We start from the raw sequence: 13670 nt of genomic DNA on the forward strand, positions 1-13670 counted from the left end.
TCAGTCCTGCCCCGTAACGCGCAGCAGTTCTGCCACGCTTGTCTGCCCCTGGCAGACCCGCTGGACGCCATGCTGGAACAGGCTTGGTGTATCCACGCGGATCAATTCGAGCATGTCGTCCTGAGACGCCCGGGCGTGAATCGCCTGGGCCAACGCGGGCTTCACCACCAGCATCTCGTGCAACGCCACGCGCCCGCTGTAACCCAGCTGGCATTCGCTACAGCCCTGCGCCTTGTAGAGCCGCGGCGGCAATTCGGCCGGGTGGCCCAGGACGCTCGCCGTGGCCTCGTCCACTTCATGTTCGACCCGGCAATGGGGGCAAAGCCGTCGCACCAGACGCTGGGCCATGATCCCGGCCAGTGAAGATGCGAGCAGGCACGTATCGATGCCCATGTCGGCAAGGCGTGTGATTGCGCCCAGAGCGCTGTTGGTATGCAAGGTGGACAGCACCAGGTGGCCCGTCAACGAGGCCTGCACCGCAATCTCGGCGGTCTCCCGATCGCGGATCTCGCCCACCATGACCACGTCGGGGTCCTGTCGCAAGATGGCACGCAGCCCCCGGGCGAAGGTCATGTCGACCTTGGTGTTGACCTGGGTCTGGCCGATGCCGGGAAGGTAGTATTCGACCGGGTCTTCGACGGTGAGGATATTGCGCGATACCTGGTTGAGGTACGAAAGCGCGGTGTACAGCGTTGTGGTCTTGCCGGAACCGGTGGGCCCGGTGACCAGGAAAATGCCATGTGGTTTCTCCAGCATGCGCATGAAGCCAGCACGCACAGAGCCGGGCATCTGCATATGGTCGATGTCCAGACGCATTGCCTGCTTGTCCAGCAAACGCAGTACCACCCGCTCGCCATGGGCGGCGGGCAAGGTCGACACCCGCACATCCACTTCGTGGCCAGCCAGGCGCAGGCTGATCCGGCCATCCTGAGGCACGCGCTTCTCGGCGATGTCCAGGCGCGCCATGACCTTGATGCGCGAAACCAGCAGTGCAGATAGCTCCCGTGGTGGCGCCAGCACCTCGCGCATGACGCCGTCGATACGCATGCGTACGCGCAGCTGATGCTCGAAGGTTTCCAGGTGGACGTCCGAGGCCCGGGCCCTCACCGCCTCGCTGAACAAGGCATTGAGCAGGCGGATGATCGGCGCATCGTCCTGTTGCTCCAGCAGGTCGCTGGTTTGCGGCAAGGCTTCAGCCAGCTGCGCCAGGTCGATTTCCCGGTCCAGGCCCTGAACAACGGCCTGCGCTGCATCCTGGCCGGGGCCGTAGCAACTGGCCAGGCGCTCGGCGAAGTCGGCATCGCTGACACGCCGCAGGTGCCAGTTGCTGCCCACCACACGGCAGGCTTCGGCAAGGGCGGCCAGCGAAGTGCCTTCTCGCATCAGCAAGGCAGGCTCAGCCGCCTGGCGATCGAGCAGGATGCCGTGACGTCGGGCAAAGCTGAACGGCAGGTCGCTGTTCATGAGCGTGGCCCTGACGCGCCGGGCAGAGCCTGCGACTCGAACATCTGCCGGGGATCTTCCGGCAGGGTCGAATCATCCGCAGCGCGTACCCCTTCGTAGGCGCGTCGGCCCGTCTCGACCAGCTCGGCCTGGCTGCGCAGAATAGTCGGGCGCAGGAAAACCATCAGGTTGGTCTTTTCCTGAGTATCGCTGCGCCACCGGAACAGACCGCCCACCCACGGAATACGGCTGAGCAGCGGAACACCGCGCTCTACCTTGCGCACGCTGTCCTTGATCAGGCCGCCGATCACGATAATCTCGCCATCGGCGGCCAAGATGGTGCTCTTGAGCGTGCGCTTGTTGGTGATCAGGTCGTTCTCGGCCGTGCTGGGTGCAATTTCCGAGCTTTCCTGCTCGACCTCGAGGCGCAGACTGCGCCCTTCATTGATGTGCGGGCGCACCTTCAGGCTGATACCGATGTCCTTGCGCTCGACTGTGGTAAAGGGGTTCTCCGAACCACTACCGGGGGTAACGTAGGAGCCGGTCTTGAACGGCACGTTCTGGCCTACCAGAATCTGCGCCTCCTGGTTGTCCAAGGTCAGCAGGCTCGGCGTCGACAACAGGTTGCTGCGGCTATTGCTGGCCAAGGCCGAAACCAGCGCGGCAAAACGGTCCGAGCCAATGGCCAGGGCGACGCCCCCCGGCAGCTTGGTTTCCTTGCCCAGCAGGTCGGCCAGGGCAGCACCACTTTCGCTGAAGGTAACGCCGCCTTTGAGGCCACCTTTGTCGATGCCCCATTGCAGGCCCAACGCTTCATCGATGCTGCCACTGACTTCGACGATTGCTGCATGGATCAGCACTTGCGCCCGGGGCTGGTCCAGTTGTTGGATGATCTGCTCCACGCGGCCCAGCGTCTGCGGCTCGCCCATTATCACCAGGGCGTTCTGGCTGGCATCGGCCTTGACCATGGCCTCGCCGGGGAGGTCCGCGCCCAGAGCCTTGGCGCCCGGCGTACCATCGAGCCGCTTGCCCACCTCACCCAATACTTCGGCAAGCTGCTCGGCACTGCTGTGTTGCAGGCGCACCACCCGCCAGTTCTGCGAAGTGGCCGGAACCGGTACATCCAGCGAGCGGGTCAGTTGCGCAAGACGTTGCCTGGACTTGATCGGGCCCAGGATCAGAAGACGGTTGCCGTTCATGTCAGCCAGTACCCGAACGCCGCTGTCCGGGCCACCGGCGGCGGCTTCGACCACCGGGAATACAACCTCGGCCTGGGCTTTGCGCAAGGTCACCAGTTCATGATCATGCCGCTGGCCACTGTCGAGCTGCAGGACCAAGTTTTCCAGGCGGTCCAGGTTGGCTGCGGAGTCGGTGATCACCAGGGCGTTGGCGGAGCTGGACGGTCCAATGTAGCCATTGCTGGAAACCAACGGCCGCAGCAAGCCGGCCAGATCGGCAGCGACACTGCCCGACAGGTTGAAAACCCGTGTGGTGACCGCTGCCGGTATGGCCTCCACCTGCTGATTTGCCCAGGCCTTGGCTTCGCTTGCAGGCAGCACCAGCAAGCGGTCGCCGTCGTTCACGGCGGCAAAGCCCTGGGCATTGAGCACCGAGTAGAACAGCCGCCGTATCCCTTCGCGATCAAGCGCCTCGTTCGAAAGGACGGTGATGCGCCCCTGCACGCGCGGGTCGAGAATGATCGGCTGGTCAAGGATCGCCCCGACCTCACGCACCACGTCGCGCACGTCGGCATCGCTCATCGCCAATTGCCAGGTGGGTGCCTCAGCAAGCGCCTGGGAGCAGGCAAGGGTAAGTGAGGCGCCGAACGAGGCGGCGCGCAAGTATCGCATCAGAGTCATTGCACCTCCCGCAACAGGCGGGCTGAGGGGTCTGAAACAGGGCGCGGGCGAGTCGCCGCACCCGTGGGCAGAAATACAGAGGGGGTATCGCTGGACAACGACACGACTTCCTCGCGGCCGTCGATCCACAGCACGATGGAACGCACATTTATTTGGCGCAGCACGCCATGGCCAGGTAACCGGTCTCCGACGCGATAGATAGCCTCGCCGCTGTCGCTTCTCACCAACGCTCGGGCATCGCCCTGGCTGGAAACGAAGCTGGCCTTGAGGGCGATATCCGCCCGGCTCGACTGCCGTTGGCCCGGCGCCTGAAAGCCGAACGCCAGGGCCAAGGTAGCCGCCGACAATGGTTTTTCCGGCAAAGCCGCTGTCGTCACCGGCGGGTCCTGGACGACCGGGGGCGCAACTGCGGGATAAACGCTTTCACGCCATGCCAGGCAGGCAAGCGTTACCAGCACGAACGCCAGCCAAATCAGATACGACGAGCGCTTCATCGTAATCAGGGCAGCATCCGCCTCAGCACGCGCCGCCCGGACAGCTCATGCAAGAGCACGGCGGCGATGTGCATCGAAACGCCAAGGCCTAGCAACAGGCAGGAAGCGATGTGAGTCTTGAACCAGACGTTGTGCCAGAACGGGTCGCTCAGCATGGGCGCGATTGAGAACCAACCGAACACATCGATGACCCGATCCATCATCAGCACACCGGACAACAGCACGATAGCTGTGGTCCAGTACAAGCCCTCATGGGCGACATGAGCGATGCGCTGGTGCTTGAGATGGTCATGCGGGCTGCGTGGTTTGGGTCTGGTCAGGCGCAACAGCCAGCGCAGCATGAATACGGGGATGAACAGCGTCGTCATGGCCACATTGACGAATGCCACAAAGTGACGTGTGGCGGGGGAGACATTCAGGTACGCCACGTAGAAACCGCTGATCAAGACCCAAATGATGACCGTGGCAGAGATCCAGTGCAGGAGGATCTGCTGCCAGCAATATTTTTGTACTTGCATAGATAGTACTCGAGGAGCCTGGCCCCGCCGGAAGGGGCCAGGTCGGACGCTTTACTTCTCGGTCCAGGCCATGTTCCAGTCGGAGCCAACACCTGGCTCGAACTGGTTGGCAGCCGCTGAGTACTGCCCGCAGTAGCCCGAGTTAGGGAACGGCTGGCACTCGTAGACCTTGCCATTCTTAGGCTGCAGCACTGTTGTGCCAGCCTTGTAGCTCGACAGCGATTCCGGGAAAACGAAGTCGTGAGACCCATCGCCAGCCGCTTTGAGCTGAACCGTCTTCTCGTCCTGCAGCAGCACCCGCTCACGCTTGTCCACGCCTACGACCTTGAGGGTATGCTCGCCTTCGGTACTTTCGACATTCAGCACGAACGGCTCGGTGCCGTTGACGCTCTGACGCGAGTAAGAGACCTGCTTCTTGTTGGTATCGAACAGCCGCGCTGTCACTGTCAGGGCCTTGTTGGTCATGACGGTGAAATCCACACCACCCTTGCCGTCGGTGATCGTGTATTCGGGTTTGACATCGTGCAGGTGCATCGTGGCCTGCTCGCCGGCAGCGGTTTCAAAGTGCAGAAGGTAGTTGGTCAGCCCACTTTCGGCTTTGGCGAAGATGCTGTTGGAGCCCTGCACAGGCTCGATATTACCGTCCGCATCCATTTTACCGGCACGTACCAACGTCTGGGTTTCGTTGATCTGCTTGGCAAGCTTGTAAGCCCAGTTGGCAGCTATCGCTTCTTCGGCATTTTCGATCTTGATGCTTACATGGTTTGCAGTACGCTCCCCATTGGCATCGAATGCCCGGGCAGTAACTTTGTCACCAACTTCAAGGTCACGGCTGGCGCTGATTTCAGCCAGGCGCGGCCACTCAGGGACCGGGCCGCCATCCAGCTGGATATCGACGTCAGCGACACTGTGGAAAGCCTTATCGGTATCGCCAACCTTCCAGACGGCGAGAATCACGTGCTGGCCCGAACGGTCGGCTGGCAATGTGCAGCTGTGCCTTGGATTGGTGCCGGTACCTTTTGCTGGTATCTGGTTGCTGCCATCCAACGCACAGAACGGGGTCGAATCGAATGAGTCACGGGTCAACGCAGCGTTGGGGTTCCAATCCGCCTTGGTAATGAAGTACTCCCACGATCGCACCGGATGCGGGGCTTCATAATGCCAGTCGAACTGCATGTTACGGTCCACGACCGGGGTCAGATGCCAGCGATTGGCTGATTGCTCATCTAGTGCGGCAAAGTCGCTCCGAACACCACCACTGGCAATTTTTCCATCTTCAGGGCCCTGGCTTGGGAAGCGCCCTACTACCTCACCAACCGAAAACGGTTCGTACTGTGCCCCTCCGCAGTTGACGTTCAGGTTTTTAAAACCTGCATGGCAGAGCGCTGCACGAGACGGAGGGTCAGCCAGGTAACCATGTGCATTGGCGATTTGCGCCTGCAAACCTGCACCTACGATCGCCATCCACACACCGGTGGCGACAACGCTTTTTCGCAGGGTCTTTCTTGTATTCATCACGAACTCCGAACGCATTGCTGGTTAAATGCGTAAAGGCGCATTTATTGAAATGCAATGCACCTTCAGCGCGAATGGAGCGCGGAGAGTAAAGAAAACAACTTTGCGTTCATGTAGGAATAAACCTGGCAGGCCGCGGTCTTTTCTCGTGGCCTTGAGGCAATTTCCATGTTGGGACTTTCGAAACAAAAGCGCTAAAGACGCGAGGAGGAATTACTATCGATCTTCAATGTCGAGAGCTTTCTCTACATCGAAAGATTCACAGCGACATGCAAGTTTCTTGGTGAAACGCTGACATGTAACTTGACCAAGCCTGTTCAACATCAGGGAAATATCCCCAATCTGATGCGAACAGGCTTGCGAAAGACTCCCCGACCCGAAACCTCGGGGAGCCTCGAATCAAGCGTGATATTGCGCCGACAGCTCATGCACCGCGTTGATGAACACGCCGGCGTGCTCCGGGTCGACTTCCGGTGTGATGCCATGGCCCAGGTTGAACACATGGCCTGTGCCGTGGCCATAGCTGGCCAGGATACGCGCCACTTCCTTACGGATAGCTTCGGGCTTGGCGTACAGCACGGTCGGGTCCATATTGCCCTGCAGCGCCACCTTGTCACCCACGCGGCGGCGGGCATCGCCGATCTCGCAGGTCCAGTCCAGGCCCAGCGCGTCGGCGCCGGCTTCGGCGATGCTTTCCAGCCACAGGCCGCCGTTCTTGGTGAACAGGATCACCGGCACCTTGCGCCCTTCGTGCTCGCGGATCAGGCCGCTGACGATCTTGCGCATGTAGGCCAGGGAGAACTCCTGGTAAGCCGCCGCCGACAGGTTGCCGCCCCAGGTGTCGAAAATCTGCACGGCCTGGGCACCAGCGAGGATCTGGCCGTTGAGGTAGCTGGTGACCGACTGGGCCAGCTTGTCCAGCAGCAGGTGCAGGGCCTGCGGGTTGTCGTAGGCCATGGCCTTGGTCTTGCGGAAGTCCTTCGACGAGCCGCCTTCGACCATGTAGGTGGCCAGGGTCCACGGGCTGCCGGAGAACCCGATCAGCGGCACGCGGCCGTTGAGCTCGCGGCGGATGGTGCTGACCGCGTCCATCACGTAGCCAAGGTCTTTCTGCGGGTCGGGGATCGGCAGCGCTTCGATGTCGGCCGGGGTGCTGATGACCTTCTTGAAACGCGGGCCTTCGCCGCTTTCGAAGTACAGGCCCAGGCCCATGGCATCGGGGATGGTGAGGATGTCCGAGAACAGGATCGCCGCGTCCAGCGGGTAGCGGTCCAGCGGCTGCAGGGTGACCTCGCAGGCGAACTGCGGGTTCATGCACAGGCTCATGAAGTCACCGGCCTTGGCGCGGCTGGCGCGGTACTCCGGCAGGTAGCGGCCGGCCTGGCGCATCATCCACACCGGGGTGACGTCTACGGGTTGCTTGAGCAGTGCACGCAGGAAACGATCGTTCTTCAGGGCAGTCATGTCGGCATCCGGAAAAATAGTGCGGGCATTTTCTCAGACGCACAAAGAAAAGGCACGGCCGTTTGCCGTGCCTTTTCTCTATAGGTATGTCCTGGATCAATAGATTTTGTATACAAAATTCTAATGATGGGGGTTCCGATGGCCCTAGCGCCGGCAAGCCAGCTCCCACAGGGTGAGCCGCAGCCCTTGTGGGAGCTGGCTTGCCGGCGATGAGGCCAGTACAGGCAACCTCAGACTTCCAGGTAGTCCAGGATCCCTTCAGCAGCAGTACGCCCTTCGAAGATAGCCGTCACCACCAGGTCCGACCCACGCACCATGTCGCCACCGGCAAACACTTTCGGGTTGCTGGTCTGGTGCTTGAACTTGCCCTTCTCCGGTGCCACTACGCGGCCCTGGCTATCCAGCTGGATGCCATGCTGCTCGAACCACGGCGCCGGGCTTGGGCGGAAGCCGAAGGCGATGACCACGGCATCGGCCGGCAGGATCTCTTCAGACCCTGGGATCGGCTCCGGGCTGCGACGGCCACGGGCATCCGGCTCGCCGAGACGAGTCTCGACCACCTTCACGCCTTCGACCTTGTCCTCGCCGACAATGGCGATAGGCTGGCGGTTGTAGAGGAACTTCACGCCCTCTTCCTTGGCGTTCTTCACCTCACGACGCGAACCCGGCATGTTGGCCTCGTCACGGCGATAGGCGCAGGTCACCGACTTGGCGCCCTGGCGGATCGAGGTGCGGTTGCAGTCCATCGCGGTGTCACCACCGCCCAGTACCACCACCTTCTTGCCCTGCATGTCGACGAAGTCTTCCGGCGACTTCTCGAAGCCCAGGTTGCGGTTGACGTTGGCGATCAGGAAGTCCAGCGCATCATGCACGCCCGGCAGGTCCTCGCCCGGGAAGCCGCCCTTCATGTAGGTGTAGGTACCCATGCCCATGAACACCGCGTCGTACTCGGCGAGCAGTTGCTCCATGGTCACGTCCTTGCCCACCTCGGTGTTCAGGCGGAACTCGATGCCCATGCCGGTGAACACTTCACGGCGGTTGCTGAGCACGGTCTTTTCCAGCTTGAACTCGGGAATACCGAAGGTCAGCAGGCCGCCGATTTCCGGGTTGCGATCGAACACCACCGGGGTCACGCCGGCACGTACCAGCACGTCGGCACAGCCCAGGCCAGCCGGGCCGGCACCGATGATGGCGACGCGCTTGCCGGTTGGCTTGACCTTGGACATGTCCGGGCGCCAGCCCATGGCGAAGGCGGTGTCGGTGATGTACTTCTCCACCGAGCCGATGGTCACCGCACCGAAGCCGTCGTTCAGGGTGCAGGCACCCTCGCACAGGCGGTCCTGCGGGCATACGCGGCCGCACACTTCCGGCAGGGTGTTGGTCTGGTGCGACAGTTCCGCCGCGGCCAGGATGTTGCCTTCGGAAACCAGCTTCAACCAGTTGGGGATGAAGTTGTGTACCGGGCACTTCCATTCGCAATAGGGGTTACCGCAGCCCAGGCAGCGGTGCGCCTGCTCCACGGACTGCTGCGGCTTGAACGGCTCGTAGATTTCCACGAACTCCTTCTTGCGCTGGCGCAGCAGCTTTTTCTTCGGGTCCTTGCGGCCCACTTCGATGAACTGGAAGTCGTTGTTCAGACGTTCAGCCATTTTTCAAAACCTCTTTACCGCAGTTGCCAGCCTCAGGCTGCAAGCTGCAAGACGATCACTTGAGCACGACAGGCCCCGCGCACGGGGCCGTCACTTGCAGCTGTTGTTACTGCGGGTTGGCACGGGTGCTGGACAGCAGTTGCTTCAGGTTGGCTGCCTTCGGCTTCACCAGCCAGAAGCGCCGCACGTAGTCGTCCAGGTTCTCCGAGAGCTCACGCCCCCACTCGCTGCCAGTCTCTTCCACGTACTCGGCAAGGACCCGCGCCAGGTGGCTGCGGTAGGCCTCCATCGCTTCACCACTGATACGCTGGATTTCCACCAGCTCATGGTTGAGCTTGTCGACGAAGGTATTGTCCATGTCGAGCACGTAGGCGAAGCCGCCAGTCATGCCAGAACCGAAGTTGTAACCGGTCTTGCCCAGCACGCAGACAAAGCCGCCGGTCATGTATTCACAGCAGTGATCGCCAGTGCCCTCGACAACAGCGTGGGCGCCGGAGTTACGTACAGCGAAGCGCTCGCCAGCAGTACCAGCGGCGAACAGCTTGCCGCCGGTGGCGCCGTACAGGCAGGTGTTGCCGACGATGGCGCTGTGCTGGGTTTCGAACGGGCTGCCGGCTGGCGGCACGATGGTGACCTTGCCACCGGTCATGCCCTTGCCGACGTAGTCGTTGGCGTCGCCTTCCAGGTGCAGGTTCAGGCCACCGGCGTTCCACACGCCGAAGCTCTGGCCCGCAGTACCCTTGAAGCGGAAGGTGATCGGCGCCGCGGCCATGCCCTGGTTGCCATGCAGGCGGGCGATTTCGCCCGACACCCGCGCACCGATGGAGCGGTCGCAGTTGCAGATGTCGAGGCTGAACTCGCCACCGGCCTGGTCGCGGATGGCCGGCATGGCCATTTCCACCATCTTCTCGGCCAGCTCGCCCTGGTCGAACGGCGGGTTCTTGTCGACTTCGCAGAACTGCGGCTTGTCAGCCGGGATGTGCGAGCTGCCCAGCAGCGGCGACAGGTCCAGGTACTGCTGGCGCTCGGTGTCGCCTGGCAGCACGTCGAGCAGGTCGGTACGGCCGATCAGCTCGCCGAGGCTGCGCACGCCCAGCTTGGCCAGCCACTCACGGGTTTCTTCGGCGACGAAGGTGAAGAAGTTGATCACCATGTCGACGGTGCCGATGTAGTGGTCCTTGCGCAGCTTGTCGTTCTGGGTGGCCACGCCGGTGGCGCAGTTGTTCAGGTGGCAGATGCGCAGGTACTTGCAGCCCAGGGCGATCATCGGCGCGGTACCGAAACCGAAGCTTTCGGCACCGAGGATGGCTGCCTTGATCACGTCCAGGCCGGTCTTCAGGCCACCGTCGGTCTGTACCCGTACCTTGCCGCGCAGGTCGTTGCCGCGCAGGGTCTGGTGGGTCTCGGCCAGGCCCAGCTCCCATGGGGCGCCGGCGTACTTGATCGAGGTCAGCGGCGAAGCACCGGTACCACCGTCGTAGCCGGAGATGGTGATCAGGTCGGCATAGGCCTTGGCCACACCGGCGGCGATGGTGCCGACGCCAGCTTCTGCCACCAGCTTGACCGAAACCAGGGCCTGCGGGTTGACCTGCTTGAGGTCGTAGATCAGCTGGGCCAGGTCTTCGATCGAGTAGATGTCGTGGTGCGGCGGCGGCGAGATCAGGGTCACGCCCGGCACCGCGTAACGCAGCTTGGCGATCAGGCCGTTGACCTTGCCGCCTGGCAGCTGGCCGCCTTCACCGGGCTTGGCGCCCTGGGCAACCTTGATCTGCAGCACTTCGGCGTTGACCAGGTACTCCGGGGTCACGCCAAAGCGGCCGGTGGCCACCTGCTTGATCTTCGAGCTCTTGATGGTGCCGTAGCGCGACGGGTCTTCACCGCCCTCGCCAGAGTTGGAACGCGCGCCCAGGCGGTTCATCGCTTCGGCCAGCGCTTCGTGGGCCTCTGGCGACAGAGCACCCAGCGAGATACCGGCGGAGTCGAAGCGCTTGAGGATCGCCTCCAGCGGCTCGATCTGCTCCAGCGGCAGTGGCTGGTCGGCCACTTTCACCTTCAGCAGGTCGCGGATCATCGACACCGGGCGCTGATCGACCAGCGTGGTGTATTCCTTGAACTTGGCGTAGTCGCCCTGCTGCACGGCGGCCTGCAGGGTGTTGACCACGTCCGGGTTGTAGGCGTGGTATTCGCCACCGTGGACGAACTTCAGCAGGCCGCCTTGCTGGATCGGCTTGCGCGCGCTCCAGGCTTCGGCTGCCAGCAGCTTCTGGTCGCTTTCCAGGTCTGCGAAACGCGCACCCTTGATGCGGCTGGAAACGCCCTTGAAGCTCAGGCCCACCACTTCCTCGGCCAGGCCGATGGCTTCGAACAGCTGCGCGCCACGGTACGAGGCGATGGTGGAGATACCCATCTTCGACAGGATCTTCAGCAGGCCCTTGGAGATGCCCTTGCGGTAGTACTTGAAGACTTCGTCCAGGTCGCCCAACACTTCGCCGGTACGGATCAGGTCAGCCAGCACTTCATAGGCCAGGTACGGGTAAACGGCCGAGGCACCGAAGCCCAGCAGCACGGCGAAGTGGTGCGGGTCGCGGGCGGTGGCGGTTTCCACCAGGATGTTGCTGTCGCAACGCAGGCCCTGTTCGGTCAGGCGGTGGTGCACCGCACCAACGGCCAGCGAGGCGTGCACCGGCAGCTTGCCCGGGGCGATGTAGCGGTCGCTCAGCACCAGCTGGGTCTTGCCTGCGCGCACGGCTTCTTCAGCCTGGTCGGCGATGTTGCGGATGGCCGCTTCCAGGCCGACGCTCTCTTCATAGTTGAGGTCGATCAGCTGGCGGTCGAAACCTTCGCGCTCCAGGTTCATCAGCGAACGCCACTTGGCGGGCGAGATGACCGGCGAGCTGAGGATTACCCGCGAAGCGTGCTCCGGGGATTCCTGGAAGATGTTGCGCTCGGCACCCAGGCAGATTTCCAGGGACATGACGATCGCTTCGCGCAGCGGGTCGATCGGCGGGTTGGTCACCTGGGCAAACTGCTGGCGGAAGAAGTCGTACGGCGAACGCACGCGCTGCGACAGCACGGCCATTGGCGTGTCGTCACCCATCGAACCGACCGCTTCCTGGCCCTGCTCGCCGAGCGGGCGCAGCACCTGGTCACGCTCTTCGAAGGTGACCTGGAACATTTTCATGTACTGCTTGAGCTGGTCAGCGTCGTAGCTGGCCACGCCCTGGTCATCGGTCAGCGTCGCCTGGATGCGCGTGGCGTGCTGACGCAGCCAGCGCTTGTACGGGTGGCGCGACTTCAGACGGTTGTCGATGGCGTCGGTGTCGAGGATCTGGCCGGTTTCGGTGTCCACGGCGAAGATCTGGCCCGGGCCGACGCGGCCCTTGGCGATGACGTCCTCGGGCTTGTAGTCCCATACGCCGATTTCCGACGCCAGGGTGATGTAGCCGTTCTTGGTGGTCACCCAGCGCGCCGGGCGCAGGCCGTTACGGTCGAGCAGGCACACCGCATGGCGGCCTTCGGTCATTACGATACCGGCCGGGCCATCCCACGGCTCCATGTGCATGGAGTTGTATTCGTAGAAGGCGCGCAGGTCGGCGTCCATGGTCTCGACGTTCTGCCAGGCTGGCGGTACCAGCATGCGCACGCCACGGAACAGGTCGATGCCGCCAGTGACCATCAGCTCCAGCATGTTGTCCATGCTCGATGAGTCGGAACCGACGCGGTTGACCAGCGGGCCGAGCTCGTCGAGGTCGGGGATCAGGTCGTTGGCGAACTTGGTGCGACGGGCCATGGCCCAGTTGCGGTTGCCGGTGATGGTGTTGATCTCGCCGTTGTGGGCGAGGAAGCGGAACGGCTGCGCCAGCGGCCATTTCGGCAGGGTATTGGTGGAGAAGCGCTGGTGGAACACGCAGATCGCGGTTTGCAGGCGCTCGTCACCCAGGTCTGGGTAGAAGGCCGCGAGATCGCGCGGCATCATCAGGCCTTTGTAGATGATGGTCTTGTGCGAGAAGCTGCAGATGTAGTGGTCGGCGTCGTGGGCGTTGGCCACGGACGAACGGCGACGGGCACTGAACAGCTTGATGGCGAATTCCTGGTCGCTCAGGCCTTCACCGCCGATGAACACCTGCTCGATCTGCGGCAGGCGCTCAAGGGCCAGGCGGCCGAGCACGCTGGTATCGATCGGCACCTTGCGCCAGCCGACCAGCTTCAGGCCAGCAGCGAGGATTTCGCGGTCCATGTTGGCGCGAGCGGCTTCGGCTTTGACCGGGTCCTGGTTGAAGAACACCATGCCGACGGCGTACTGCTTGGGCAGCTCGACAGCGAAGTGCTCCTGGGCCACGGCACGCAGGAATTGATCAGGCTTCTGCATGAGCAGACCGCAACCGTCACCGGTCTTGCCGTCGGCGTTGATACCGCCGCGGTGCGTCATGCAGGTCAGTGCCTGCATGGCGGTTTGCAGAAGGTGGTGGCTCGGTTCGCCCGTCATATGGGCGATCAGGCCAAAACCACAGTTGTCCTTGAATTCTTCGGGATGGTACAGACCTGTTTTCATAGACACATTCTCACCAGGTTCACCTCTCAACGGAGGTAAATCTCTTTTTTAACAACCACTTACCATCCACGCCGATCAAACGCCAGCTTTTTTGCGGTGGCCATGGAAAACCATTGTTGCACAGCGACAGCGATGCCCACAAATTTTCATGTCTCACCATTGAAAATTTATGTCGC

8 protein-coding genes are annotated in these 13670 nt (G+C 62.3%); all 8 read right to left on the reverse strand.

Features of this window, described 5'->3' with window-relative positions; genetic code table 11:
* Complete coding sequence (gspE, locus tag RYH74_RS00870) at positions 1 to 1464, reverse strand: type II secretion system ATPase GspE (protein ID WP_317408835.1); 1464 nt, start codon at positions 1462 to 1464, stop codon at positions 1 to 3.
* Entirely contained in the window at positions 1461 to 3302 is a 1842-nt protein-coding gene (gene gspD / locus RYH74_RS00875) for a type II secretion system secretin GspD (protein WP_317408836.1), read from the reverse strand. Before gspD ends, gspE begins: the two co-directional genes overlap by 4 nt.
* On the reverse strand, positions 3299 to 3796 hold the full coding sequence (locus tag RYH74_RS00880; protein ID WP_317408837.1) for a type II secretion system protein N: 498 nt from the start codon (positions 3794 to 3796) through the stop codon (positions 3299 to 3301). The genes gspD and RYH74_RS00880 overlap by 4 nt, the downstream gene beginning before the upstream one ends.
* Positions 3797 to 3801: 5 nt before the next feature.
* Positions 3802 to 4314, reverse strand: a complete 513-nt coding sequence (locus RYH74_RS00885) for a cytochrome b (RefSeq protein ID WP_075046640.1) — start codon at positions 4312 to 4314, stop codon at positions 3802 to 3804.
* 51 nt (positions 4315 to 4365) lie between these two features.
* The gene (gene gbpA, locus RYH74_RS00890; protein ID WP_317408838.1) at positions 4366 to 5829 is read right to left on the reverse strand and encodes an N-acetylglucosamine-binding protein GbpA; all 1464 of its coding nucleotides are present in this window, start codon (positions 5827 to 5829) and stop codon (positions 4366 to 4368) included.
* A 399-nt stretch (positions 5830 to 6228) separates the two neighbouring features.
* Entirely contained in the window at positions 6229 to 7293 is a 1065-nt protein-coding gene (gene hemE / locus RYH74_RS00895; protein WP_075046641.1) for a uroporphyrinogen decarboxylase, read from the reverse strand.
* A gap of 230 nt (positions 7294 to 7523) precedes the next feature.
* Positions 7524 to 8942: an FAD-dependent oxidoreductase gene (locus RYH74_RS00900; protein WP_013974599.1), complete on the reverse strand. Its 1419-nt coding sequence runs from the start codon at positions 8940 to 8942 to the stop codon at positions 7524 to 7526.
* A gap of 106 nt (positions 8943 to 9048) precedes the next feature.
* Complete coding sequence (gltB, locus tag RYH74_RS00905; protein ID WP_025340954.1) at positions 9049 to 13494, reverse strand: glutamate synthase large subunit; 4446 nt, start codon at positions 13492 to 13494, stop codon at positions 9049 to 9051.
* Positions 13495 to 13670: the final 176 nt, after the last annotated feature.

This window comes from Pseudomonas sp. LSJ-87, from assembly GCF_032971465.1.
Taxonomy (GTDB): Bacteria; Pseudomonadota; Gammaproteobacteria; order Pseudomonadales; family Pseudomonadaceae; genus Aquipseudomonas; species Aquipseudomonas putida_Z.